25 protein-coding genes are annotated in these 26,356 nt (G+C 45.8%); 19 read left to right on the top strand and 6 right to left on the bottom strand.

What is annotated here, in order from left to right:
* Nucleotides 1–50: 50 nt before the first annotated feature.
* On the bottom strand, nt 51–1,427 hold the full coding sequence (locus QMA04_RS08355) for a glycine--tRNA ligase (RefSeq protein ID WP_191715890.1): 1,377 nt from the start codon (nt 1,425–1,427) through the stop codon (nt 51–53).
* Between the two features lie 322 nt (nt 1,428–1,749).
* Between QMA04_RS08355 and ccpN the strand changes: the two genes are divergently transcribed.
* The 8 genes from ccpN (at nt 1,750) to QMA04_RS08315 (ending at nt 10,211) form a co-directional block, all read left to right on the top strand.
* Nucleotides 1,750–2,388: a transcriptional regulator CcpN gene (gene ccpN / locus QMA04_RS08350; protein WP_191715889.1), complete on the top strand. Its 639-nt coding sequence runs from the start codon at nt 1,750–1,752 to the stop codon at nt 2,386–2,388.
* 10 nt (nt 2,389–2,398) lie between these two features.
* The gene (locus QMA04_RS08345) at nt 2,399–3,205 is read left to right on the top strand and encodes a pyruvate, water dikinase regulatory protein (protein WP_191715888.1); all 807 of its coding nucleotides are present in this window, start codon (nt 2,399–2,401) and stop codon (nt 3,203–3,205) included.
* Nucleotides 3,206–3,403: 198 nt separating this feature from the next.
* A complete protein-coding gene (dnaG, locus tag QMA04_RS08340) occupies nt 3,404–5,203 on the top strand; it encodes a DNA primase (RefSeq protein WP_290185068.1) in 1,800 nt (599 codons plus the stop codon).
* A gap of 33 nt (nt 5,204–5,236) precedes the next feature.
* On the top strand, nt 5,237–6,391 hold the full coding sequence (gene rpoD / locus QMA04_RS08335; RefSeq protein ID WP_142827801.1) for an RNA polymerase sigma factor RpoD: 1,155 nt from the start codon (nt 5,237–5,239) through the stop codon (nt 6,389–6,391).
* A gap of 151 nt (nt 6,392–6,542) precedes the next feature.
* A complete protein-coding gene (locus tag QMA04_RS08330) occupies nt 6,543–7,682 on the top strand; it encodes an acyl-CoA dehydrogenase (protein WP_290185066.1) in 1,140 nt (379 codons plus the stop codon).
* Between the two features lie 263 nt (nt 7,683–7,945).
* Complete coding sequence (gene cccA, locus QMA04_RS08325) at nt 7,946–8,335, top strand: cytochrome c550 (protein WP_290185064.1); 390 nt, start codon at nt 7,946–7,948, stop codon at nt 8,333–8,335.
* Nucleotides 8,336–8,398: 63 nt separating this feature from the next.
* A complete protein-coding gene (locus tag QMA04_RS08320) occupies nt 8,399–9,112 on the top strand; it encodes a tRNA (adenine(22)-N(1))-methyltransferase (protein ID WP_290185062.1) in 714 nt (237 codons plus the stop codon).
* Nucleotides 9,099–10,211, top strand: coding sequence for a Nif3-like dinuclear metal center hexameric protein (locus QMA04_RS08315; RefSeq protein ID WP_290185060.1), 1,113 nt, complete (start codon nt 9,099–9,101; stop codon nt 10,209–10,211). The genes QMA04_RS08320 and QMA04_RS08315 overlap by 14 nt, the downstream gene beginning before the upstream one ends.
* A 94-nt stretch (nt 10,212–10,305) precedes the next feature.
* On the opposite strand, the gene QMA04_RS08310 is transcribed toward QMA04_RS08315, so the two are convergent.
* Nucleotides 10,306–10,671 (bottom strand): hypothetical protein, encoded by a 366-nt coding sequence (locus tag QMA04_RS08310; RefSeq protein ID WP_290185058.1) that lies wholly within the window; start codon nt 10,669–10,671, stop codon nt 10,306–10,308.
* Nucleotides 10,672–10,936: 265 nt separating this feature from the next.
* Between QMA04_RS08310 and QMA04_RS08305 the strand changes: the two genes are divergently transcribed.
* On the top strand, nt 10,937–11,191 hold the full coding sequence (locus tag QMA04_RS08305) for a hypothetical protein (RefSeq protein ID WP_290185057.1): 255 nt from the start codon (nt 10,937–10,939) through the stop codon (nt 11,189–11,191).
* A gap of 173 nt (nt 11,192–11,364) precedes the next feature.
* On the opposite strand, the gene QMA04_RS08300 is transcribed toward QMA04_RS08305, so the two are convergent.
* Nucleotides 11,365–12,345 (bottom strand): 4-hydroxy-3-methylbut-2-enyl diphosphate reductase, encoded by a 981-nt coding sequence (locus QMA04_RS08300; protein ID WP_191715881.1) that lies wholly within the window; start codon nt 12,343–12,345, stop codon nt 11,365–11,367.
* Nucleotides 12,346–12,475: 130 nt separating this feature from the next.
* Here QMA04_RS08300 and QMA04_RS08295 point away from each other — a divergent pair, with 130 nt between their 5' ends.
* From QMA04_RS08295 to QMA04_RS08275, 5 genes are all read left to right on the top strand, one after another.
* Nucleotides 12,476–13,771, top strand: coding sequence for a DEAD/DEAH box helicase (locus tag QMA04_RS08295; RefSeq protein WP_191715880.1), 1,296 nt, complete (start codon nt 12,476–12,478; stop codon nt 13,769–13,771).
* Between the two features lie 12 nt (nt 13,772–13,783).
* The gene (locus QMA04_RS08290) at nt 13,784–14,677 is read left to right on the top strand and encodes a deoxyribonuclease IV (RefSeq protein WP_191715879.1); all 894 of its coding nucleotides are present in this window, start codon (nt 13,784–13,786) and stop codon (nt 14,675–14,677) included.
* Nucleotides 14,678–14,912: 235 nt separating this feature from the next.
* Nucleotides 14,913–15,680: a metal ABC transporter ATP-binding protein gene (locus QMA04_RS08285; protein WP_191715878.1), complete on the top strand. Its 768-nt coding sequence runs from the start codon at nt 14,913–14,915 to the stop codon at nt 15,678–15,680.
* Entirely contained in the window at nt 15,677–16,531 is an 855-nt protein-coding gene (locus QMA04_RS08280) for a metal ABC transporter permease (protein ID WP_191715877.1), read from the top strand. The genes QMA04_RS08285 and QMA04_RS08280 overlap by 4 nt, the downstream gene beginning before the upstream one ends.
* Nucleotides 16,528–16,938 carry a Fur family transcriptional regulator gene (locus tag QMA04_RS08275; RefSeq protein WP_191715876.1) on the top strand — a complete coding sequence of 137 codons (411 nt, stop codon included), beginning with the start codon at nt 16,528–16,530 and terminating at the stop codon, nt 16,936–16,938. Before QMA04_RS08280 ends, QMA04_RS08275 begins: the two co-directional genes overlap by 4 nt.
* Before the next feature lie 45 nt (nt 16,939–16,983).
* Here the strand turns inward: QMA04_RS08275 and QMA04_RS08270 are convergent, their stop codons facing one another.
* From QMA04_RS08270 to QMA04_RS08260, 3 genes are all read right to left on the bottom strand, one after another.
* A complete protein-coding gene (locus tag QMA04_RS08270; RefSeq protein WP_290185051.1) occupies nt 16,984–17,574 on the bottom strand; it encodes a hypothetical protein in 591 nt (196 codons plus the stop codon).
* Nucleotides 17,575–17,587: 13 nt separating this feature from the next.
* Nucleotides 17,588–18,715, bottom strand: coding sequence for a flavodoxin-dependent (E)-4-hydroxy-3-methylbut-2-enyl-diphosphate synthase (gene ispG, locus QMA04_RS08265; protein ID WP_290185049.1), 1,128 nt, complete (start codon nt 18,713–18,715; stop codon nt 17,588–17,590).
* A 177-nt stretch (nt 18,716–18,892) separates the two neighbouring features.
* On the bottom strand, nt 18,893–19,417 hold the full coding sequence (locus QMA04_RS08260; protein ID WP_191715874.1) for a DUF1189 family protein: 525 nt from the start codon (nt 19,415–19,417) through the stop codon (nt 18,893–18,895).
* A 167-nt stretch (nt 19,418–19,584) separates the two neighbouring features.
* Here QMA04_RS08260 and QMA04_RS08255 point away from each other — a divergent pair, with 167 nt between their 5' ends.
* From QMA04_RS08255 to QMA04_RS08235, 5 genes are all read left to right on the top strand, one after another.
* A complete protein-coding gene (locus tag QMA04_RS08255) occupies nt 19,585–21,216 on the top strand; it encodes a Na/Pi cotransporter family protein (protein WP_191715873.1) in 1,632 nt (543 codons plus the stop codon).
* Nucleotides 21,217–21,663: 447 nt separating this feature from the next.
* Nucleotides 21,664–22,143 (top strand): DUF456 domain-containing protein, encoded by a 480-nt coding sequence (locus tag QMA04_RS08250; protein ID WP_191715872.1) that lies wholly within the window; start codon nt 21,664–21,666, stop codon nt 22,141–22,143.
* 146 nt (nt 22,144–22,289) lie between these two features.
* Complete coding sequence (gene sodA, locus QMA04_RS08245) at nt 22,290–22,898, top strand: superoxide dismutase SodA (protein ID WP_191715871.1); 609 nt, start codon at nt 22,290–22,292, stop codon at nt 22,896–22,898.
* 112 nt (nt 22,899–23,010) lie between these two features.
* Entirely contained in the window at nt 23,011–25,188 is a 2,178-nt protein-coding gene (locus QMA04_RS08240; protein ID WP_290185046.1) for a peptidoglycan D,D-transpeptidase FtsI family protein, read from the top strand.
* A 167-nt stretch (nt 25,189–25,355) separates the two neighbouring features.
* Nucleotides 25,356–26,327, top strand: a complete 972-nt coding sequence (locus QMA04_RS08235) for a PstS family phosphate ABC transporter substrate-binding protein (protein ID WP_290185044.1) — start codon at nt 25,356–25,358, stop codon at nt 26,325–26,327.
* Nucleotides 26,328–26,356: the final 29 nt, after the last annotated feature.

Raw genomic sequence — 26,356 nt, 5'->3', positions numbered from 1 at the left:
GCAAGCCCGTAGGAAAGCGGAGTTGTTTTGCGGAATATCATGTTGAAAGATTAGAACTGAATATGCTTCTCGACATAAGCCTGCACTTCAGCGATCGGCATGCGTGTTTGTTCCATGGAATCGCGGTGGCGCACTGTTACTTGGCCGTCTTCGACAGAGTCAAAATCATAAGTGATGCAGAACGGCGTACCGATTTCATCCTGGCGGCGGTAGCGTTTGCCGATGGATTGCGATTCGTCGTAATCGACCATGAAGTGCTTAGCCAAATCAGCGAATACGCCAGTTGCGCCTTCTGCCAATTTTTTCGATAACGGCAGGACAGCAGCTTTATAAGGAGCCAATGCCGGGTGGAAGCGCAATACAGTGCGTTTGTCGTCATTTTCAAGCTCTTCTTCAGTGAAAGCGTCCACCAGGAATGCTAGTGTAACACGGTCTGCACCAAGAGAAGGCTCGATGCAATAAGGAACGAAGCGCTCGTTTGTTGCGGCATCGATGTAATTGAAATCTTCACCTGAATGTTCCATATGGCGCTTCAAGTCAAAGTCGGTACGGTCTGCGATGCCCCAAAGCTCGCCCCAGCCGAATGGGAATTTGTATTCGATATCGACAGTGGCATTCGAGTAATGGGAAAGCTCGTCCTGGTCATGCTCGCGCAGACGCATATTTTCTTCCGTCAAGTTCAAATCCAAAAGCCATTTTTTGCAGAAATCGCGCCAGTAAGCGTACCATTCCAAATCTTCGCCAGGCTTGCAGAAGAATTCAAGTTCCATCTGTTCAAACTCGCGTGTACGGAACGTAAAGTTGCCGGGAGTGATTTCGTTGCGGAAACTCTTGCCGATCTGCGCAATCCCGAAAGGCATTTTTTTGCGCATCGAGCGCTGGACGTTCTTGTAGTTGACGAAAATCCCTTGTGCGGTTTCCGGGCGCAGGAAGATTTCGTTTGTTGAAGCTTCGGTAACGCCTTGGAACGTTTTGAACATCAGGTTGAACTGGCGGATTTCCGTGAAATCTTGTTTGCCGCATGTCGGGCATTTCACTTCGTGTTCCTGGATCAGTTCGGCCATGCGGTCAAAAGACAAACCGTCGACGATCAATTCGATGCCTTTGGCGTCCAATGCGTCTTCGATCAATTTATCTGCGCGGTGGCGGGTTTTACAGCTTTTGCAATCGATCATCGGGTCGTTGAAGTTGCCGACGTGCCCTGAAGCTACCCAAGTTTTCGGGTTCATCAGGATGGCTGCGTCCAATCCTACGTTATACGGGGATTCCTGAACGAACTTTTTCCACCAAGCTTTTTTGATGTTGTTTTTCAATTCAACACCAAGTGGGCCGTAATCCCATGTGTTCGCCAAGCCTCCATAAATTTCAGAGCCTGGGAATACAAATCCTCTGTGTTTCGCTAATGCTACTACTTCTTCCATTGACATAAAATAACCTCCATAAAATAAAAAATCGCACCCATCCTCGGACATCTTCATGTCCGAGGACGAGTACGTTAAGACCCGCGGTTCCACCTCGATTGACTGCAAAATGCAGTCCGCTTAAAATAAAAAGTAGCTCTGGATCGCCTTTTCCTGTAGTTGCAGGCTTTCACTTTCCCTGCTCGCTTTTTGTTACAGTACTTATTTATCCGTCATTGCCTGTGTTCAATTCTTTCATATTGTACCATGGCGAAGTTTTCTTCGCAATATCACGTTAATTAGTATATAATAATTGATATTGAGTATAACATATATATATTTTGAGGCGGTGAGTCCAATCGAACTCAATAAACGGCAAGAGGAAATATTGCAAATCGTAAAAGGCAATGGTCCGATTACTGGCGAACAGATAGCGGATCGCTTAAACTTAACAAGATCAACGCTACGACCTGATTTAGCCATCCTGACAATGGCAGGCTTCTTAGATGCCCGTCCGCGTGTTGGCTATTTTTATTCGGGCAAAAAACCGGGCCAGGATGTCACGGATACGATGAACAACATGAAGGTCAAGGATTTTCAATCGATTCCGGTTGTCGTCCGTGAAGACGTCAGTGTTTACGACGCCATCAGCCAGATGTTTCTTGATGACGTGGGTACGCTTTTTGTCGTGGACAAACAATCCTACCTGACGGGCGTATTGTCGAGAAAAGATTTGCTGCGCGCAAGCCTCGGCAGCCAGAACCTGACAAGTATTCCTGTACATATCATCATGACGCGCATGCCGAACATTACGTATTGCGCGAAAAACGAATCTTTGATCCAGGCAGCACATCGACTAATCAATCAGCAAATTGATGCCTTGCCTGTGGTTGAAGAACAGCCGGATGGCTTTAAAGTCGTCGGCAGATTGACAAAAACGAATATTACTCGTGCGTTTTTATCGTTATCGGAAAACCACGATCTGTGAGGTGCCAACTATGAATTCACTCCGCATGTTCATCGTCTCCGATTCGGTCGGAGAGACAGGGGAGCTGGTCGCAAAAGCTGCTATAAGCCAATACCTTAATAGTGATCAAAATGCCGTACTGAAACGTTTTCCTTATATTGATTCCATCGAACATCTTCAGGAAATCATCAAACTAGCCGTCGCCCAAAAGGCTTTTATCGTCTATACATTGGTTTCTCAGGAACTGCGCAACTACATGGAAACTGAAACAGCTAAATTTTCGGTGACAGCTGTCGATCTGATGGGGCCTTTATTGGATGCATTGGAAAAAGAGCTGGATGCACCGCCACTGCAGGAAGCAGGGCTCGTCCGAAAATTGGACGATGATTATTTCAAAAAAGTCGAAGCAATTGAATTTGCGGTCAAGTATGACGATGGACGGGATCCTCGCGGTATTTTAATGGCCGATATCGTCCTTGTCGGAATTTCAAGAACGTCCAAGACGCCATTATCACAATACCTGGCACATAAACGCTTGAAAGTCGCGAACGTGCCGTTGGTTCCGGAAGTCGATCCGCCTGAAGAGTTGTATCATGTAGATCCTAAAAAATGCTTCGGATTGGTCATCTCGCCGGACAAACTCAATAGCATCCGCAAAGAGCGGTTGATTGCACTGGGTTTGAATGATGACGCCAATTACGCGAAACTGGACCGGATCCATGAAGAAATCGGCCATTTCCACAATGTGGTGGATCGCATCGGCTGTGAAATTCTTGATGTTACCAATCGGGCGGTTGAAGAAACGGCTAACCTGATTTTAAGTAAACTTCAAAAATGATTTCAGGAAAACCACCTGCACAGGCGGTTTTTCTTTCTTTTGTGTGGATTTTTTAATAAAAACGTTTTATAATGAAGAATTGTGGCTAAAGCTTACTAATGGATAGTATAGTCAGCTTTATCTTTTTGTCGAAAAATGAAGGATTTTGTCTTTGCATCACGAATTAAATAAGTTAAGCAAACAAAGATGGTGAAAATAATGTCCAGTCGAGTTCCTGAAGAAGTGATTGAAAAAATCCGTTCCAGCACAGATATTGTGGATATCGTCGGTGAGTACGTACAACTAACCAAAAGAGGCCGCAATTGGTTCGGCCTTTGTCCTTTCCATGGAGAAAGCACACCATCTTTTTCTGTCACCGCCGATAAACAGATCTTTCATTGTTTTGGTTGTGGAGCCGGTGGTAACGTCATCACGTTTCTCATGGATATTGAAAATCTAACGTTTCAGGATGCCTTGTCAAGACTTGGAAGCAGGGCAGGCATCGAGGTCGATATACAGGCTCCAGCCGATTCCGGTCCGGTGCAGTCAAAAAGCGATCACCAATTGATTTTGATGCACGAGTTTGCTGCGGACATGTACCACCATATCCTTCTCAATACAGAAGAAGGCCAAGCGGCATTGGATTATTTGGAAGACAGGGGCTTTACGCGGGAAATCATCGAGAAGAACAGAATCGGCTGGTCGCTTCCTGAATGGAATTACATGGCATCTGCACTCAAGCGGAAGGGTTTCAGCGAAGAAGAATTGGAAGCGAGCGGTTTAGCGATCGCCCGCGAGCAGTCCAGTGGCTATTTCGATCGTTTTCGCGGCCGGATCATGTTTCCAATCATGAATGAAAGCGGCAAAGTCATCGCCTTTTCAGGCAGGGTTCTTGAGCATACGAAGCAGGATGCCAAATACATGAACAGCCCGGAATCTCCGATATTCCAAAAAAGCCAAGTACTGTATAACGTCCATCATGCAAGAGGAGCGATACGCAAAAACCGAAAAATCATTTTGTTTGAAGGGTTTATGGATGTCATTGCAGCGGGTAAAGCAGGGGTTGATAATGCTTTAGCGACCATGGGTACATCGCTCACTTCCCAGCACATCCGGCAGATGAAACGTTTTGCCCAGGAAGTCGTCATTTGCTTTGACGGCGATGATGCGGGTTGGGAAGCTGCTAAGCGAGCTGCCATCGCACTCAACGAAGATAATTTCAAAGTGGAAGTGGCAGTCCTGCCAGGCAAGATGGACCCCGATGATTTTGTTCGTGAAAACGGTGCAGAAGCCTTTAAGGAACAGATTATCGGAAAGCCGCATGCATTTATTGCCTTTGCCATGATGCACGCCCGCAGGCATAAGAATTTTCAATACGAAAATGACCTGTTGCAATATATACAAGAAGTGCTGCAATTATTAGCCGGTAGATCCTCGCCTTTAGAGCGGGATTTATATATAAAGCAATTATCAGAGGAAACCGGATTATCACAAGAAGCGATCCTACAGCATTACCGCAAATTGGAGAACAAGACCATCGAACGGAACCGCCCCGAAACACCGGCAGTGAAGACGGTCAAAAAAGAACCGAAACGTGTCACTTCATTGCACCGGGCGGAACGGATGCTCTTATCACATGCCTTGGCAGATCCGGCAGTCATGGATAAATTGGCGCTCGAAGACAACGGCATACCATTTGTCAGTGAAGAATTCCAGGCGCTGTACGTTCAATTGCTCGGTTTCTACGAGGAATGGGATAAAGCGGATTTCCATAAATTCCTGGAGACGCTGCAAGATGCAGAGCTCCGCAAACTGGTTATGGAAACGGCATTATCCGAACGCGATCCGGAACACGCGGATGAAGAAATTTCCGATTGTTTAAAGCATCTGCAAAAACATCGGGTCGAGCAGCAAATCAATCTAAAAATCCAGCAATCAAAAGAAGCGGAAAAACAGCATGACATAAAGCGCGCTTTGCTTCTTGCACAAGAAGTGATTGCTTTACGGAAATCATTGTAAGTTAATTCCGGTTTTTTTAAAGGAGGAAGTCACATGGCTGAGAAATCTGAACGCCAAACTGAAGTTGAAGCAAGCAATGTACCATTGACTACTGAAGGTCCGGAAGCAACTGTTGAAGAAGCGAAAAAACAGCTGATTGAAACAGGTAAAAAAACCGGAGAACTCAATTACGAGCAAATTGCCGACAAATTAGCGGTTTTCGAAATGGAATCCGATGCAGTAGAAGAGTTTATCGACCAATTGGAAGGGCACGGCATCGAATTGGAACGCAAATCAGATGACGAAGAGCATTTGGACCGTCTCATGAAGCCGACCGAAGATAAATTCGACTTGAATGATTTGAGTGTTCCGCCTGGCGTCAAAATCAATGACCCGGTCCGCATGTACTTGAAAGAAATCGGGCGTGTGGATTTGCTGAAAGCAGAAGAAGAAGTCCGTCTGGCGAAATTGATTGAGCAAGGCGACGAAGAAGCGAAAAAGCGTCTGGCTGAAGCCAACCTGCGTTTAGTTGTCAGTATTGCGAAACGTTATGTCGGCCGCGGTATGCTGTTCCTGGATCTGATTCAGGAAGGGAATATGGGCTTGATCAAAGCTGTTGAAAAGTTCGATTACTCGAAAGGGTTTAAATTCAGTACGTATGCCACTTGGTGGATTCGCCAGGCCATCACGCGCGCCATTGCCGACCAGGCACGGACAATCCGTATCCCGGTTCACATGGTTGAAACCATCAATAAACTGATCCGCGTGCAACGCCAATTGCTTCAGGATCTTGGCCGCGAGCCTTCACCGGAAGAAATCGGTGAGGAAATGGATTTGCTGCCTGAAAAAGTGCGTGAAATCCTTAAAATTGCACAAGAACCGGTTTCACTGGAAACACCGATCGGTGAAGAAGATGATTCGCATTTGGGGGACTTCATCGAGGATTCAGATGCACAATCGCCATCTGACCATGCTGCTTATGAATTGTTGAAAGAGCAGTTGGAAGATGTTTTGGATACGTTGACAGACCGTGAAGAAAATGTCTTGCGTCTTCGCTTCGGCTTAGACGATGGCCGTACACGGACACTCGAAGAAGTGGGCAAGGTATTTGGAGTGACGCGTGAGCGGATTCGCCAAATCGAAGCAAAAGCTCTTCGCAAATTACGCCATCCTTCCCGCAGCAAACGACTGAAAGATTTTCTTGAATAGGAATAATAGCTCGAGCCGCTTCCGTTTTTCCCGGAAAGCGGCTTTTTTATGATGAAGTCTGGTTAATTTCCTGTTAAAGCTTGAGTTTGCCTTAATTTTCCCTATATAATGAAAGTTGTAAGCGTATTCATGACAAAGGGGATGTACACAAATGGATTTCGATTTGACACAAGAACAACAGATGATCAAAAAGACCATCAAGGAATTTGCCGATAAGGTGGTAGCACCAGGGGCTATCGACCGTGATCGTTCCAAGGCGTTTCCGACCGAAATCTTCAAACAGCTGTCCGACATGGGGATGATGGGCTTGCCGTTTGACGAAAAATACAGTGGAGCTGGAGCGGATACCACCAGTTTTGCAATTGTAACAGAAGAATTGAGCCGTGCCTGTGCTTCTACTGGGATCACGTATTCTGCCCATATTTCACTTGGCGGTGCACCTTTAAATTTGTTCGGAACGGAAGAACAGAAAGAAAAATACCTGACACCCATCTGCACCGGTGAATCGTTCGGAGCTTTTGGATTGACGGAACCGAATGCCGGTTCGGATGCAGGAGGCACCGAAACCCGTGCTGTTGAAGATGGCGATGACTGGGTCATCAACGGATCAAAAGTCTATATTACGAATGCCAGCCATGCCAAGCATTTGGCGATTACAGCCATCACCGGCATGAACGACGGCAAGAAAGAAATCAGTGCGATCATCGTACCGACAGACGCTGAAGGCTTTACGATCATCGATAATTACGAGAAGATGGGTCTCCATTCCTCCAACACAACAGAATTGGTACTCGACAATGTCCGTGTACCTAAAGAAAACCTGTTAGGCAAGCGTGGAGATGGCTTTAAACAATTCCTGGTGACACTCGACGGCGGACGTATCGGCATTGCGGCAATGGCTGTAGGGATCGCTCAGGCGGCATTTAACAAAGCCCTAGCCTATTCCAAAGAACGCAAGCAATTCGGAAAGCCTTTATCCGAGTTTCAGGTGACGCAGTTCAAGTTGGCGGACATGGCGATGAAGATCGAACTGGCACGCAATATGGTCTATAAAGCAGCCTGGTTGAAAGATCAAGGCCGCCCGTTCACTAAAGAGGCATCGATGGCGAAACTTTATGCTTCTGAAATTTCCATGGAAGTGGCCGATGAAGCGATTCAGATCCACGGCGGCTACGGCTACATGAAAGAGTACGAAGTGGAGCGCTATATGCGTGACGCGAAATTATTGGAAATCGGCGAGGGAACTTCTGAAATTCAGCGCATGGTTATTGCACGCCAGATCGGCTGCTGAATAGTTTTTAAAAGTCCCGCTTCCCGCGGGGCTTTTATTGTTCGCGATGCGTTAGTAATGAGAAGCCAGCGAAATATGTTTTATCAGGAAAGTATCTGGGTAAACTTCACTGTCTGCACGTGAAATAAAAATTAAATTACCGTTTTTGTCACAAAGAATGAAAAGTTATCTGATAAGACTTTTCGTTTGGCGGATAATACAGTACAATAATGAATGATACGAATAATATCATAAAGCAGAACTAGTAGAGGGAGGGGTAACGGATGCAAAAAAATGCAATTGTACCTTATATCTTAATCATGGCGTTCGGTATTGGTTTGATTTTCTTCATGTCCATTCAAGGAGTTAACAACGAAGCCGAAATCGCAGAAGAACATGCAGCAGAAGAAGAAGGCGGCGGTGAAGAAGCAGCTGAAGGCGGCGAAGAAGCAGCAGCTGGAGATTTCGATCCTGAAGCACACGCACAAGCAAACTGTATTTCTTGTCACGGTTCAAGCTATGAAGGCGGAGTAGGTCCATCATTAGTTGGTACAGAACTTGCTCAAGAAGACATCGAAGATATCTTGATCAACGGTAAAGGCACTATGCCAGGCGGGCTTGTTCCAGAAGCGAACGTAGCAGCAATGGCTGAGTGGGTATTATCACTCGAATAGCATCTAAAAAACCCTTAGTTCTTCTGGAGCTAAGGGTTTTTCTGTCAAATTAGGAGGATCTGAATGAATGCACAACAATTATCACATCGTCTGACCCGTGTTGCCCACCATGTGCCAAAAGGCGCTGTAGTGGCTGACATCGGCAGTGACCACGCTTACCTGCCCTGCTACTTGGTCTTGAATGGCATTGCCGGGAAAGCTGTGGCGGGAGAAGTGGTCAGAGGCCCTTTTGAATCGGCCAAAAGACAAGTCCAGCAGGAGGGGTTGAACAGCCAGATTGAAGTCCGGCTGGCCAGTGGACTTGATGCCGTCCATCCTGAAGATGGCATAACCGCTGTCACGATAGCAGGCATGGGCGGTCCGTTGATCTGTTCGATCCTGGAACAGGGCAAAGACCGGCTGCCTGGAGTGGAGCGGTTGATTCTGCAGCCGAACGTCCATGCCAAGTCCATCCGCGACTGGGCTGTCGCCAATAATTGGTCTATTGTCGAAGAAGAAATATTAAAAGAAAATGAAAAGATCTATGAAATTTTGGTTCTTGAAAAAGAGCAGACGCCTATTTCATTAACGCAACAGCAATTGTTGATGGGACCAAAATTGCTGGAGGAAAAAACAGCGATTTTCCATGAAAAATGGACACGTGAAAGCGATCAATGGAAAAAAATTGTCGCTTCCATGGAATCAACAGCCCAAACTATGGAAATCATAGAGAAAAAACAGGAATTGGTTGAAAAAATACAATTGGTGGAAGAGGTGCTGCAGCGTGAAAATTCCTAATGGCCAGCAGATCATCGAAGAATTCGAAAAGTGGTCGCCCAAGTATTTAGCGATGGAAGGCGACCCGATCGGTTTGCATGTAGGAACTTTAAACAAAAAAATCGAAAAGGTTCTGGTAACTTTGGACGTCAATGACGACGTTGTAGACGAAGCGATTGCTAAAGGTGCCGGGTTGATCATTGCCCATCATCCGCCGATTTTCCGTCCATTGAAAAACCTGCAGACGGATTTTCCGCAGGGGCGCCTAATGGAAAAACTCATCAAATCCGATATTGCCGTCTACGCGGCACACACCAACCTGGACGTTGCACAAGGAGGCGTCAATGATTTATTAGCGGATGCACTTGGATTAAAAAATACGAGCGTGCTGGTGCCCACTTTTGAAGCGGAATTGGTGAAGATTGCAGTCTTCGTGCCGGAAAGCCATGAAGAGGCTGTACGGGAAGCGTTCGGCAAAGCGGGAGCCGGCGCTATTGGCGATTATGAATACTGCAGCTACACCTTGTCCGGAACAGGACGTTTCCGCCCAACAGCAGAAGCGGATCCGTATATCGGAGAAGCGGGGAAAATGGAAGTGACCGCAGAATCAAAAGTGGAAGTGGTTGTCCGCAAACAAGAAAAAGACCGTGTCATTAAAGCGATGATTGCGGCACATCCGTACGAAGAAGTCGCATACGATGTCTTTACGTTGGAGAACAAAGAGATTGCGATGGGATTGGGGCGCGTCGGATCGTTGGAAACGCCAATGACATTAAAGGAATTTGCCGATTGGACTAAGCAACAGTTGGATGTTCCGTCTCTGCGCATGGTCGGGAATCCGAATGCCACAATCAAAAAAGTGGCCGTGCTCGGAGGCGATGGCAATAAATACATCCAACAGGCCAAGCGCGCTGGAGCGGATGTCTATGTCACAGGGGATCTGTATTTCCATGTAGCACAGGATGCACAGGCAATGGGGCTGAACATCATCGATCCGGGCCATCATGTGGAAAAAGTGATGATTCAAGGCGTCGTGGAGCATATGGCAAAGCAGCAGCCGATGTGGCAATGTGAATTCCTGCCATCACAAACGAATACAGAACCTTTCCGGTTTATTTAAAAAGAAGAAGCCCCGGCTTCTTCTTTTTGCTTTAGCCATCAAAGTTGATCTGCCTGAAAGAAAAAGCGGGATGTCCAGCATATTCCAACTTTCTCTAGTAAACTACCGGGACTTTCTTGATCGTAAGCAAGTGGCCTTCCGGCAATAATAATTCTTCTGCAGACTTTATCTTATGCAAGAATAATTGTTTTTTCTCTAAAACTTTGAACGGCACTCTATTCGAATTAATCAGCTTGGCAATTTGAATCGTACACCTTTTCTGGTTTTCTGCCTTTTTATAAATATACTCCAACAGAATCGCTGCTTCTTCTTTTGTATGGATGCCATTATCAATTTCAATTTGAACAGGAAAATCGAAGCCTTTTATTCGTTCATTGGATTGTTCAAAGTATAGTTCGTATTCTTTATAAGCTTCTCCAGTCAACTCGATATCAGAAGCAATAAAATAAAAATAGGTCATACTAGACTTCCTTTCAATGATTAGAAGTGGTTGTGGCGATGGTCGGCTATGAAGTTTCTTCTCTTTTTTAATGAAAAGGAAAAATTTGTTTGATAAAAACCGAGCTTAATATTATTAATTAGAAAAAACGCGCAAAATCATGCATCATCTATAAACGAGGTCTTTAGTTTTCTTATTTGCCAATTAGATGAAAGAACCTATGATATAATAGCGCAAATTATTAAAGTATACTAGCCGGGAGCTATGTGGGAGGAAATTTGATATCATGAATAACCTAGAAAGGTTTAAGTATATACTGAAGACAAAATTTTTATTTCCATGGAGTTGGAGAATGATCGGCGGTTTCTTATACCAATTGCTGGACAAGGATGCAAGCCAAGACAATTTAGAAGCTATAGTAAATGAGCATTATAAAGAAATCCTTGCTTTTGCAAAAGCGAGCGGAGCCCTCGCTACTACCGGAAAAGGGGCTATTTCTGCTTTACCATCTAAAGAACAAGTAGTACAACTTATTAGATAGAAGAGCTTCTGTATAAATTTAAGATTTCGCCAATCAAAAGTAAACCTATGTTTAAGCACTGCGAAAAAAACGCAAGAGCTACAGGAATTTATAAAGTGGAGAATTTATGAATATAAAATATAAAGAAAAAGCTGCCCCAAAAGTCGGGAAACGACTTTTGGGGCAGCCCTGTTTTATTCGCCTACTGGATACGGCTCAATGCGATCCGAAGGTTTTGGGTGCTTGATTTTAGGGAGAATCTTATTAAGCGGTACAGAGCGTGTCAGTGCATGTGTGCTCGGGTCTGCCGGGTCATAAAGATCCAAGAACTTCATGACTTCTTTGACGATCGGTGTCGGTGTAGAAGCTCCAGCTGTAATGCCGACAGTTTCCACACCTTCAAGCCATTCCAATTTCAGTTCAGACAGGTCAGAGATGCGGTAGGCTGGAGTGCCTGCGATGTCCTGTGATACCTGCGCCAAACGGTTTGAGTTATTGCTCATCGGGTCGCCGATGACGATCAATAGATCCGCTTCGCCTGCTTGCTGAGCAACAGCTTCCTGCCGAACCTGAGTAGCCAGACAGATTTCTTTATGGACTTCTGAATGCGGGAATTTTTCTTTAAGGCGTTCCATCATATCGACAACGTCCCATTGGCTCATCGTCGTCTGGTTGGTGACGATGATTTTCTCTGAGTCGATCTCCAGGCGGTTGACGTCTTCGACGGTTTCAACCAGGTGAACCATATCCGGAGCGACGCCGATTGCGCCTTCCGGTTCCGGGTGTCCGCTCTTGCCGATATAGACGATCTGGTAACCATCAGCTGTCTTCTCACGAATCAAATCGTGCGTCACGGTGACGTCAGGGCACGTAGCATCTATCGACACCAAACCTTTCCGTCTGGCTAACTCACGGACTTGTGGAGAAACACCGTGCGCAGTGAAAATGACTGTGCCGGTTTCAACTTTCTCCAGAATTTCAAGCCGGTTGCTGCCGTCCAATGTAATGATGCCGTCTTCTTCGAACGCATCCGTTACGTGTTTGTTGTGGACAATCATTCCTAGTATATAAATGGGGCGTGGCAAACTTTCATCCATCGCAGCGTTCTTAGCGATAACCATGGCATCCACCACTCCGTAGCAATATCCTCTTGGCGATATTTTCATAACCTTCATCAAGTACCGCGCTCCTTTCAAAATCATACATTCATTATAACGGAGACGGCGCAGCTTTACAAAAGTTGCATCGCGTAAAGACACCATTTTATGCTATAATGGCTAGAGCGTAAGGAGGGAATTTAATCCCATGACAAAATTCAACGAATATCCATTCAAACCCTTCCTATTGGAAGCGGTAGAAAAACTCGGTTTTACAGAACCGACACCGATCCAAAAGGAAATGATGCCCCATATATTGAAAGGCTCAAGTGCAATTGGACAATCCCATACAGGGACTGGCAAAACGCATAGTTTCATTATCCCGATCGTAGAACGTATCGACGTCAGCAAACAGGAAGTGCAGGCGGTAATTGCAGCACCGACGCGTGAACTTGGAACGCAGATCTACAATGAATTGCAGAAATTGGTTGTCGGATCAGGCATTGAAGTGAAATCGTTTATCGGTGGAACAGACAAGCAACGTTCAATCAACAAATTAAAGACTCAGCCGCATATCGTCATCGGAACACCGGGCCGTTTAAAGGATCTGGTTAAAGAAAACGCCTTGTTGGTTCACACAGGCAAAATCCTGGTTGTGGATGAAGCCGATTTGGCTTTTGATATGGGCTTTATTGAAGAAATCGATCAAGTAGCCGGCAAAATGCAGGAAGACTTGGAAATGTATGTCTTTTCAGCAACAATTCCTGAAAAGTTAAAACCGTTCCTGAAAAAATACATGGAATCACCGGTACACGTGAAAATCGGCGACAAACTGCCGACCGCTGACGGCTTGGACTTCTACTTGGTGCCAGTCCGCAGCAAAAAGAAAATGGATCGCCTGCAGGATGTCATGAAAGTGATCAATCCGTATTTGGCAATCATTTTCGTCAATACCCGTACGAATGCTGATTATGTCGCTGACCAGCTGGCAAGAGAAGGCATCCGTGTCGGCCGTGTCCATGGCGACTTGGCTCCACGTGAACGCGTCAAAATGATGCGCCAGATCCGTGACCTTGAATACCAATACATCGTAGCGACAGATCTAGCAGCGCGCGGAATCGACATCCAAGGCGTCAGCCATGTCATCAACTATGAACTGCCGGAAGACCTGGAGTTCTTCATCCACCGTGTCGGCCGTACGGCCCGTGCAGGAATGAAAGGCGTAGCCATTACCTTGTTCAAGCCGGAAGACGACGACGCAATCGTGCGCATTGAAAAAATGGGCATTCCATTCCAGCAAAAAGACATCGTCAAAGGCGAATTCGTCGATTTGAAAGAGCGCCACAGCCGGACGACCCGTACCAGAACGGCGAACGAAGCGGACGCGAAAGCGAAAACGATGGTCCACAAACCCAAAGCGGTAAAACCGATGTACAAGAAGAAAATGAAGTGGAAAATGGACGAAATCAAAAAAATGGAACGACGCAAAAATCGTAAAAAGTAAGGAGATAGTTTCATGCTATTAGGATCTCACGTATCGATGAGCGGCAAAAAGATGCTGCTTGCAGCAAGCGAAGAAGCTGCTTCCTACGGAGCGACAACATTCATGATCTATACGGGTGCGCCGCAAAATACACGCCGCAAACCGATTGAAGAGCTGAATATCGATGCAGGGCTTGCCCATATGGCTGCCCATAATTTAACGAACATTGTGGTCCATGCACCGTACATCATCAATTTAGGCAATACCCAAAAACCTGATACATTCGCACACGGTGTTGAATTCCTTCAAAAGGAAATTGAACGGACAGCGGCTCTTGGCGCAAAACAAATCGTTTTGCATCCAGGTGCCCATGTCGGAGCCGGGGCGGATGCGGGGATCGCTAAAATCATTGAAGGTTTAAATGAAGTCTTGACGCAGGATTACCCGGTCAATATCGCATTGGAAACCATGGCTGGAAAAGGCACGGAATGCGGCCGCAGTTTTGAAGAAATCGCTGCGATCATCAATGGCGTTACACATAATGACCGCCTGTCCGTGTGCTTCGATACCTGCCATACACATGATGCGGGGTATAACATCAAAGAAGATTTCAATGGAGTCCTTGAAGAATTCGACCGCATTGTCGGAATCGACCGCCTTCAAGTGCTGCACATCAACGACAGCAAAAACGTTCGCGGAGCGGGCAAAGACCGCCACGAGAACATCGGCTTTGGAGAAATCGGCTTTGATGCTCTAAACGGCATTGTCCATCATCCTGACCTTATGCACGTGCCGAAAATCTTGGAGACGCCGTATGTCGGACTGGATGCCAAAAACAAAAAGCCGCCTTATGCCTTTGAAATTGAAATGTTCAAAGCAGGCATCTTTTCTCCAGGCTCCATCGAAGATTTGAAATCTCCTCTATAAGCAGGAAGGCAAAAGGCGGAAGCTGAAGATGACCCCGATTTTAGGGTTTGTCTTCAGCTTCTTATTTTTCATTAATGCCAGCAAGGAAAGACATTTGGCAAGAAGCGGAAGCAACCCCTGTAGAAAATGGCACAATAAAGTTAATTAAGCTTAATCTATTTACATTAGCCATAAACTCTACTATACTTTCTTAAGGTAAATCGTAATCATTATTAATTAGAAAAGAGGCGACACAATGGTCGCGCCATTAATTGACATTAAAGACATCAGTTTTGAATATGAACAAACAAAAGCGCTCGATAATATTTCCATGAAAGTGGAAGAAGGCGACTTTCTGGCCATCCTGGGCCCAAACGGTTCCGGAAAATCGACGTTATTAAAAATCATGCTGGGGTTGATCAAACCGAGCAAAGGAAAGATTGAATTGTTCGGTGTGGATGCGAAAAATTTCAAGAACCGTGAATGGATCGGCTATGTTTCGCAGAAATCGAATTCCTTCAATTCCGGATTTCCGGCGACTGTAGAAGAAGTGGTTGCAGGGGGATTGGCCAAAAAGACCGGATTGTTCCATCGATTGCCGAAATCGTCTCATCAGCAAGTGGCTGAAGCGTTGAAGGCGGTCGGAATGGAGGACTTTATGGGCAGAAGCGTCAGCGAACTGTCAGGCGGCCAGCAACAGCGGGTCTTCATTGCCCGTGCGCTTGTTGCCAAGCCGAAAGTACTGATCCTGGATGAGCCGACTGTCGGTGTGGACCATCAGAATGTCCAGGCTTTCTATGATATGCTGGCTTCTCTTAACCGGGACCAGAACATCACTTTAGTGCTGGTGACACATGACGTCGATACGGTGACAGACCGCATCACCCATGTAGCCTGCTTGAACCAGACCATCCATTTCCACGGATTCAAAGAACAGCTTCACACGATGAGCGATGAACAGCGCGAAGCGTGGTACGGCCATTCTGTCCGGAAAATTCATCATATCGGAGGAAGCCACGCATGATCGATGCTATATTGTCTTACGAATTTTTACAGAACGCTTTTGCAGCGGGGCTAATCATCGGCGTTATTGCACCGCTTCTGGGCGTCTTTATCGTGGTCCGCAGGCTTTCGCTGATTGCGGATGCGTTAAGCCATGTGACACTTGCGGGAATTGCAGGCAGCTTGTATTTAAGCCAAAGTGTCGCTTCACTGGCGATGTTGAATCCGTTGTTTCTCGGAATTGCGGCATCTGTCGGCGGTTCGGTGCTGATTGAGCGTTTGAGAAGCTTGTATAAACATTACGAAGAACTGGCCATTCCGATTATTTTGTCTGCGGGCATCGGCTTTGGTGCCATCTTTATTTCTCTGGCACAGGGCTTCTCAAACGACTTGTTCGGTTACCTCTTCGGATCGGTATCAGCTGTCAGCAGGGAAGACCTGTCGATTGTGGCAGGGATTGCCGTCGTTGTTCTGGCATTCATCTATTTCTTTTTCAAGGAATTGTTTGTTTTGTCTTTTGATGACGAATACGCACGGGCTTCAGGACTGCCCGCGAAATGGGTTCATTTTATGTTCATGATCGTCACGGCTTTGGTCATTGCGGGTTCGATGCGCATCGTCGGCATCCTCCTGGTTTCGTCATTGATGACGATTCCAGTCGCAACAGCCATGCGCGTCACCAAAAGCTTTAAACAGACCATCATCATGTCCATCGTTTTTGGCGAAATTTCCGTCATCACGGGATTGGTTACCGCTTTTTATTTCGACTTGGCGCCGGGAGGCACGATTGTTGTTACATCCATTTTTCTGTTGCTATTAGTAATCGGCTATAAGAAAATCACGGTTTCACTTAATAAAGGAGCGATCGCATGAATTTATCCAATGCATGGACGATCTTGAAAGAGAACGGATTTAAGGAAACGTCCAAACGCAATCAGATTCTGGAACTGTTCGCCAATGACGAACGGTATTTGACGGCACGGGACTTGCTGGATGTTATGCAGAAGGATTATCCGAGCATGAGTTATGATACGGTTTACCGGAACTTGGCGACGTTTGTGTCACTCGGCATTTTGGAAGAAACGGAATTGTCAGGTGAACGGCATTTCCGTATGCAATGTGAGAGCGACCATCATCACCATCATTTTATTTGTATGGACTGCGGAAAAATAAAAGAAATACCGGTTTGTCCGATGGATATGCTGGGCGCGGCATTGCCTGCCTATGAAATTGCCAATCACAAGTTTGAAATTTACGGGAAATGCCCGGAATGCAAATAAAAAAGCGAGAGTGGGGAAAACCCACTCTCGCTTTAATTTTATATATTAGTTGCCGCTCAATGTTTTCTGGACGCTGAATTCATTCTTTACCCATTCATTGGCTTCGACCCAATCATAAACGCGAATGACCTTATCAGGAATTGGTTGGCGGTTATAAGGTGTATCGAATAACAAAACGGGAATGTCCAGTTCTTCAGCAATTTCGACAGCATTGTCATGCTTGTCCTCAAAGAACAGATGGACATTATGGCGTCGGGCTGTTTCGATTTTCTTATGGGAACCAATCAATTCGATATGGTCATAGGCAATGGCATGCTCGGCAAACCATTCAAACGTAACGTCCCGGACATTGTCGCCGCGGGCGGAAATGTAATACAGCTCGTATTGGTCTTTCCAGTCGTTCAGGGTATTCTTGGCGTTTTCGGAAACGGGGGAAGCCGCGTAAATCCGCGGCTCGGAATCCCGGAACCAAGAATAGAATTCACCTTGCGACAAATGGGGAAGAGCTGCCGTCAAATCGTATTCCTTGATATCATCCAAAGTCAATTTGCTTTTGAACTTTTCATTTATGTGAGGGATCAGCGACGTTGGAGAAGTCACTGTCCCATCTATATCAATTCCAAAACGGTATCTCAATCTGCTCACAACCTTATGCTTGTTGTTGTTCCATTTCTTTTTCTTTCTTTTCTGCAGCTTGCTTCGCGAAATATTCTTCCGCCAATTTGTCGATTTCGATCTTCAATTCATCAACCATTGTTTCTTCAGGCACTTTTCGGACGGTTTTGCCGTGCATGAACAGCAAGCCTTCTCCACGAGCACCAGCGATGCCGATATCCGCTTCACGTGCTTCACCCGGTCCGTTTACTGCACAGCCGAGAACAGCCACTTTCAATGGCGCTTTGATGTGGGAGATGTATTCTTCCACTTCGTTGGCGATGGCGATCAAGTCGATTTCGATGCGTCCGCAGGTCGGGCATGAAATCAGTGTCGCTGCGTTTGAAGAAAGACCGAAAATCTTCAGCATTTCACGTGCTACTTTAACTTCCTCGACCGGATCTGCACTCAAGGATACGCGCAGCGTGTTGCCGATGCCTTTTGCGAATAGGGCACCGAGGCCGGCAGCGCTTTTTACTGTGCCGGAAAACAGCGTTCCCGACTCGGTGATGCCTAGGTGCAATGGGTAATCGAAAGCTTTTGAAGCTAATTCATAGGCTTCGACAGCTAAGCTGACATCCGAAGCTTTCAATGAAACGATGATGTCATGGAAATCCAGGTCTTCCAGGATCTTAATGTGGTGAAGGGCACTTTCAACCATGCCTTCAGCTGTTGGATAGCCATATTTCTCAAGGATTTTACGTTCCAATGAACCGGCGTTGACACCGATGCGGATTGGGATGCCTTTTGCTTTTGCCGCGTTGACGACAGCTTCCACTTTTTCGCGTCGCCCAATGTTGCCCGGGTTGATGCGGATTTTGTCTGCGCCTTGTTCAATGGCGATCAATGCCAATTTATAATCAAAATGAATATCTACTACTAAAGGAATATTAATCCGTTCTTTAATGGCGCCGATTGAATAGGCAGCACGTTCATCCGGGCAGGCGACGCGGACAATCTGGCATCCCGCTTCTTCCAAACGCAGGATTTCAGCTACAGTGGCTTCCACATCGTGTGTTTTCGTTGTAGCCATACTCTGTATAAATAATTCATTACTGCCGCCGATCGTCAAATCTCCGACTTTTACGGGGCGTGTCTTTGAACGGTGTGTCATTTCGCTCATGAAAAAATCTCTCCTTTTTGATGATGGCCTGTTCTATCGGCTCATATATCTTCGTCCGGCATACTAGTGAATACTCCAGAAAGTGCCGGCTCTTTTCCTGTACCTATAGCCATTTTAGCAGTGTCGCTTGCCAAAAGACAAGAAAGACGGCTGTTTCCTGCATTTCTTTACATAAAATTAACGTGGTTGGCGTTTCTGTTGCATAGGGGGCTTTTTCGGGTAATACCCGATCGCCAAATACAAATAGAGGATAGTCAGCAGGCTGGTAATCAGCGAGACGGCAAAACCGAGATCCCAAAAGCTGAGAATGAATGCCAATAATGTCGGAATTGTGACGCTGAGAGCGGTGGTTCTCCACAAGTGCCTGTATTCACCGCGGCGCTTTCTAAGGTTGAGGATTGCCACTGCCACCAATGCGAACAAACTGATTTTTATAAAATGGTAAAGTGTAGTGGAGACAAACAGAAAAACCAAAGCGAACGGATACAGGAGCCATTCAATTTCTTCCACGAACTCAACCAACCCATCGATATTGCCTGTGGCATCGCCCAAACCGAAGACCCATTCGGCAAATGAGACAATAGTTAAGATCGCGATAAAGACGAAAATAAACTGCATGATTTTGCCGATGGTCATAATACGGACGGCTGCCTGCTTTTTAGGTTCCATCAGGCTTGCCTTAAATAATTGATAAAGATTCACGTACATCTTCCTTTCATCTATAGAACAATCGTAACACGATAGAAGAAGAAAAAAACGGCGCTTTGTTACGGGAATGTAAATTTTCAATAAAGGTGTTTACAATTCCTTAGTGGACTATTCATAATAGGTTAGGTGTTCAAGTTAAATTTAGGAGTTGATCGGAAATCGTGGAGACGAACTGGCAAGAAATGCTCTTTACATTTTTTGGAGGACTTGGATTATTTCTATTCTCCATTAAATTTATGGGTGACGCCCTGCAAAAAGCGGCAGGAGATAGATTACGGGGAATATTGGATCGCTTTACCACTAACCCGTTCATGGGTGTTCTGGTAGGGATTGCGGTTACGATATTGATCCAATCTAGTTCTGGTACCACCGTAATCGTTGTAGGATTGGTCAGTGCCGGATTTATGACTTTGAAACAGGCGATTGGCGTAATTATGGGAGCCAATATCGGGACAACCGTCACCGCCTTCATTATCGGTCTGGATGTAGGCGCTTATTCATTGCCAATTTTGGCATTAGGCGCAGTTTTGATTTTCTTCTTTAAAAAGAATAAAATTCAAAATATAGGTGAAGTTGTATTCGGTTTTGGTGGTCTCTTCTATGGTCTTGAATTGATGAGCGATGGCATGAAACCTTTGCGTGAATCGCAAGCTTTCATCGATATGACCATCAGTCTAAGCGAAATGCCGATTCTTGGCGTAGTGGTCGGGACAGTCTTCACTTTAATTGTCCAAAGCTCGAGTGCTACGGTTGCTATATTGCAGGGTCTTTATTCCGAAGACGTGCTGAGTCTTGCAGCTTCATTGCCAGTGTTGTTCGGTGACAACATCGGAACAACCATAACCGCAGTCCTTGCAGCACTAGGTGCTTCTATTGCAGCCCGCCGTGCAGCAGCTGTCCATGTCTTGTTCAACGTGCTGGGAAGTGTTATCTTCTTGATTCTGCTGATGCCGTTTACCGCATATGTTGAATGGATCTCTGGAATCTTGAATTTAGAACCGAAAATGCAAATTGCTTTTGCCCACGGAACGTTCAACGTTGCCAATACGATCATCCAATTCCCGTTAATCGGAGCATGGGCTTATCTGGTAACTAGAGCAATCCCGGGTGAAGATGTAACAATTGAGTTTAAACCGAAACATTTGGATATCCACTTTATTGAACAATCTCCATCGATCGCGCTTGGACAGGCGAAAGAAGAAGTGCTTCGAATGGGTGAATTCTCCGTTCAAGGGCTTCAGGAAACGTATCAATACTTAAAAACGCAAAGTAAGAAACACGCTGAAACCGGTTATCAATTGGAAGATGCCATCAATAACCTGGATTCGAAAATCACCGATTACTTGGTCATGATTTCAGCGGAATCTCTTTCTGCGGCTGATTCCACACGCCACACAATGTTGATGGAGACAGTACGCGACATCGAACGTATCGGTGATCATTTTGAAAACATTATCGAATTGGTCGACTACCAAATCAATAACCGTGTCAACATCACAGCGGATGCGGTAGAAGATCTGGATGAAATGTTCACTTTGACGATCGCAACGGTTCAAAAAGCACTTTCTGCTTTAAACACAACAAGCCATGAATTGGCTCGTGAAGTAGCAGAACAGGAAGACCTGATTGATAAAATGGAACGCAAATTCCGTAAAAAACATATTTTGCGTCTGAATGAAGGAAAATGTACAGCGCAAGCCGGAATCGTGTTTGTCGATATCGTCAGCAACCTGGAACGTATCGGTGACCACGCTGTAAACCTTGCAGAAGCGATTTTAGGCAACCGTGCATAAAGAAAAGCGGAAGCGCCTGTTCAGAACCGACAGGCTTAAGGCAGTTTGCCGAAGCGGCGTTTTGTGCCGCACAGGCAAGCGGACTTAAGACCCCGAGGTTCTAGGCGTTGTAGCTGGACAAAAGAAAAGCGGAAGCGCCTGACTAAAGGAACGCAAGCTAAAAACGCGCCTTCCTGTCGCAACGCTTGCATGATCCGCATCCTGCGGACCTCCGACAGGCTTAAGGCAGTTTGCCGAAGCGGCGTTTTGTGCCGCACAGGCAAGCGGACTTAAGACCCCGAGGTTCTAGGCGCTGTTGCTGGACAAAAGAAATGCGGAAGCGCCCGTACTAAGTTTTGAACAGAATAACTGGTTTTAACCACGGAAAAGCTCTTTTTCATCCTGCTTTACATTTTAAAAAATGTAGGGCACGATGGAAGAGAGCTTTTTATATAGGGAGGAATACAGATGGAGATCATCGGCTGGATTGTCATTCTGCTTTGTTTCGTGATTGGTTTCATCGGTCTGGTTTATCCGATTATACCGGCGGTTCTGTTTATTTTTGGAGGTTTTGTCATGTACGGGCTGTTTTTCAGCTTTGGTGATTTGCCATGGTGGTTCTGGGCGATTCAAAGCCTGTTCGTCATTCTGCTGTTCGGAGCGGATGCCATCGCCAATGCGTTCGGTGTCAAAAAGTTCGGCGGCTCGAGAGCCGGTTTGTGGGGAAGTACAATCGGCTTGATCATCGGTCCTTTTATCATTCCGATTATTGGTATTTTGATTGGCCCATTCGTTGGTGCCATTATCGCCGAGCTTTTGTTCAATAAATCTTCGTTGAAGAAGTCCTTCTATTCCGGAATCGGTTCGGTTGTCGGATTTATCACGTCGGTTTTCACAAAAGGAATCATTCAGATTGTCATGGTCGCTATCTTCCTTTTCACTATTTGAGACGGACTGGTTCCACAGCCTGCTAAATCAGGTGAATTCAGTCAAAGGTCTGAATAAAAGGATTTGGCGTGCATTATGTTTGTATAGGCCAGATAATTTTGATAGGCTAAGAGAGTAGACCAATAGACTCAAGGAGGAATTTTATCATGGCATATGAATTACCGGAATTACCTTACGCGTACGACGCACTTGAACCGCACATCGACAAAGAAACAATGAACATTCACCACACAAAACACCACAACACATACGTAACTAACGTAAATGCGGCTTTAGAAGGCCACGAAGATCTTGCTTCAAAATCTGTGGAAGAATTGATTTCTGATTTGAACGCAGTACCTGAAGAAATCCGCACTGCAGTCCGCAACAACGGCGGAGGGCATGCCAACCACTCATTATTCTGGAAACTATTGTCTCCAAATGGCGGCGGCAACCCAACAGGCGCTCTTGGAGAAGCAATCAACAGCAAGTTCGGAAGCTTTGACGAATTCAAAGAAAAATTCGCTGCAGCCGGCAAAACCCGTTTTGGTTCTGGATGGGCTTGGCTAGTTCTTTCTAACGGCGAATTAGAAATCACTTCAACTCCTAACCAAGATTCACCATTGATGGAAGGCAAAACTCCATTACTTGGCCTTGATGTTTGGGAGCACGCTTACTACTTGAAATACCAAAACAAACGTCCGGATTACATCAACGCTTTCTGGAACGTTGTAAACTGGGAAGAAGTTTCAAACCGTTACGAAACTTCGAAATAATTGTCACGAATTGAAACTTTGCACACACTTTTTCGTCTGAAAAAGTGTGTGCTTTTTTTTATGTGGTGCTATACTGATAAGTGGATATTTTTGCGAAAGGAGAAACCGCCTCATGAAACCGCCTCAAAAAAGACGCATTTCGCTTGCAAGAGTGAAATTGCAGTCCAATACCGTCTTTCGGATGAATATCCTCTTTTTCACTATCTTCCTCTTGTTTTCCGTATTGATCCTTCGCTTGGGTTTTCTCCAGATCGTTAAAGGAGAAGACTACGCGCGCGCCATCGCCAGGACTGAAGAAGTTCCTGTCAATACCAGCGTGCCGAGAGGGCGCATCTTTGATAGCGAAGGCCGGATCCAAGTCAACAATACACCGGTCAATGCCATTACCTATACGGCGATGCAAACGACCAAAAGAGAAGAAATGCTGACAGTGGCTAAAGAATTGGCTAAATTGATCGAAAAAGACGATGACAAAGTGACACTCCGTGATAAACAGGATTTTTATATACAAATGAACACAGAAAGTGCCAACAAAAAAGTCACGGATGAAGAAAAAGCGGCCATCGCCGCTGAAGACATTCCGGAAAAGGAAAAGCAACGCAAGCTTGATGCATTAGTCAGAGAAAAGATCACGGACGAAGAATTGGCTACTCTAAGCGCTGAAGACTTGGAAGTTCTCGCCATATACCGGGAGATGACTTCAGGCTACGCACTGGCCCCGCAGATGATCAAAAATGAAGACGTCTCGGATGAAGAGTTCGCCCGAGTTTCTGAACGGTTGACGGATCCGAAACTCAAAGGCGTCAACACGGTAACCGATTGGAAACGTGTCAAATCGAGTGATTTAACCATACTTGGCAGCACGACCACTCCTGAAACTGGAATCCCCGCCAATAAACTTGAATATTACCTGGCACGCGATTATTCACGCAATGACCGCGTCGGGACCAGTTTTCTGGAGCAGCAGTATGAAGACGTGCTGCAAGGCCAAAAGTCGGTTGTCAAAAATGTTACGGATGGCAGAGGCAGCGTCATCGAAACCATACCTGTAGATGAAGGCAAAGCAGGGAAAGACCTGGTTCTGTCCATTGACAGCGAATTGCAAAGTGAACTGGAAAAAATTGTGGAGGACAAGTTGTTGCAGTTGAAGGCCGGCCCAAGTTCTAAACTGGTCAAAGACGCATACCTCGTCATGATGAATCCACAGACGGGTGAAGTGCTTTCCATGGTAGGCAAACGCCTGGGCAAAGATGAAAATGGCAAACAAATCATCAATGATTATGCGTTCGGCAGTTTTACAGCTTCCCATGAAATGGGCTCGACTGTTAAAGGAGCTACGCTGTTGACCGGGTATTCGCAGGATGCTGTCGAATTGAATGAAGTTCAAATTGATGAGCCATTGAAATTCGCCGGTACAGCTCAAAAGAATTCCGTTTTCAATACACGATTATTCAACCGTATTCCAATGACGGATTTGATGGCCATCGAACGTTCTTCCAACGTTTACATGTTTAAAATTGCCATGAAGATTGCAGGAGCGGAATACCAGTATAACCGTGGCCTTTACGTGCCGCCAGAGAGTTTTGCGACCATGCGGAATTCATTCGCGCAATTTGGTCTGGGCGTCAAAACCGGCATCGACTTGCCGAACGAAGCCACCGGTTATATGGGAGGAACCTCTCCAGGCGCCAAACTGCTCGATTTGGCAATCGGGCAGTTTGATACCTACACCCCTCTTCAATTGGCTCAATACATTTCGACAATTGCCAATGATGGATACCGCATGGAGCCTCATGTCGTCAAGGAAATTCGTGAAGCAACCCGGGACGGAGAATCACTCGGCCCGATCGAAACCATTATTGAACCTAAAATCCTTAACCGCATCAACAATTCGCAGGAAGAAATTGAACAGGTGCAAAAAGGGATGCGCAATGTGTACGTTGGCAGCTCAGGATCAGCGCGTGCGCAATTCAGTGATGCACCTTATACTGCCGCCGGGAAAACCGGAACCGCAGAAGTTTATTTCTACGAAAAAGACCACGAAATGAACGGCCAATATGCAATCAATATTGCACATGTCGGTTACGCTCCTTTCGACAATCCGGAAATCGCTTATGCCGTCGTGATTCCATATGTGACAACCGATCCGAAAAACGTCCCGAAGGCGAATAATGAAATTGCCCGGGCTGCAGCGGATAAGTACTTTAAATTGAAAAATAAAGAAGCGCAGGCAGCATCCAATTCAATAAAACCGCCGTACAGCGCTTCAGTTGAAGTGGAAGGCGAATAACCGCAAGCCCCCAGGAACGTCTCAGTATGAGAACTTTCCTGGGGGCTTTATTAATTTGGCGGAATTTCAATTTACAATTTCTTAACACAGCCTTTATATGTTCTCAACAATCAGTCTTTATAGTAGAGAATGTAAACAAACACTAACCTGTAGGGGGAAACAGAAAAATGAGAAACTGGAAATTCGCTATGGCATCAACTATTCTTGGTTCGGCTTTAATTCTTGGTGCGTGCGGCAGTACGGAAGAAAATACCGGTTCTGGCACAGAAACAGAGCAAACGACATCGGATACAGCTGGAGAAGAAGCAGTAGTTGAAGGAACTGTGTCAGGTGACGGCTCTTCTACCGTGGCACCGATCATGGAAGGTATTGTGGAAGAATACGCTGGAGCACAGCCGGATGTTCAAGTGACAGTCGGTACATCAGGGACTGGCGGCGGATTTGAGAAGTTCATCCAAGGCGAAACAGATTTCTCCAACGCTTCGCGTCCAATTAAAGAAGAAGAGGCTGCCAGCCTTGAAGAAGCTGGCGTTGAATACACAGAATTCCAATTGGCATTCGACGGATTATCAGTGGTGGTCAGCCAGGAAAATGACTGGGTGGAAGATCTGACCGTGGAAAATTTGAAAAAACTATGGATAGAAGACGGCACTTCAAAAAAATGGTCGGACATCAATCCGGAATGGCCGGATGAAGAAGTGGTCTTTTATGCACCGGGAACAGACTCTGGAACATTTGATTACTTCAACGAAGTGATTCTTGAAGATGAAGACCTTGTCAGCTCAGCTACACTTTCTGAAGACGACAACACATTAGTGCAAGGGATTCAGGCAGATCCAAACGCTATCGGATTCTTCGGCTATGCCTATTACGTAGCGAATCAGGATACACTGAAAGTTGTTTCGATTGATGGAGTGGAGCCGAACAATGACACCATTGAATCAGGCGAATATTCCCCATTATCACGTCCATTGTTCACCTATGCGAACAATGCAGCATTGACCGAAAACGAAGCAGCCTATGATTTCATGAAATACACACTTGAAAATGCAGGAGCTATGGCAGAAGCAGTCGGTTATGTAGCTTTGCCGCAGGAAGATTACGACAAAGGCTTAGCAGATTTAGAAGCATTGAAATAAGAACAAGATCCAGTGTAGTTTAGTCTGAG

Origin of the sequence: Planococcus sp. APC 3900 (assembly GCF_030407735.1) — a bacterium.
GTDB lineage: Bacteria > Bacillota > Bacilli > Bacillales_A > Planococcaceae > Planococcus > Planococcus notacanthi.
The sequence above is the reverse complement of the archived record's forward strand: the minus strand, read 5'-3'. Positions and strand labels throughout refer to the sequence as shown.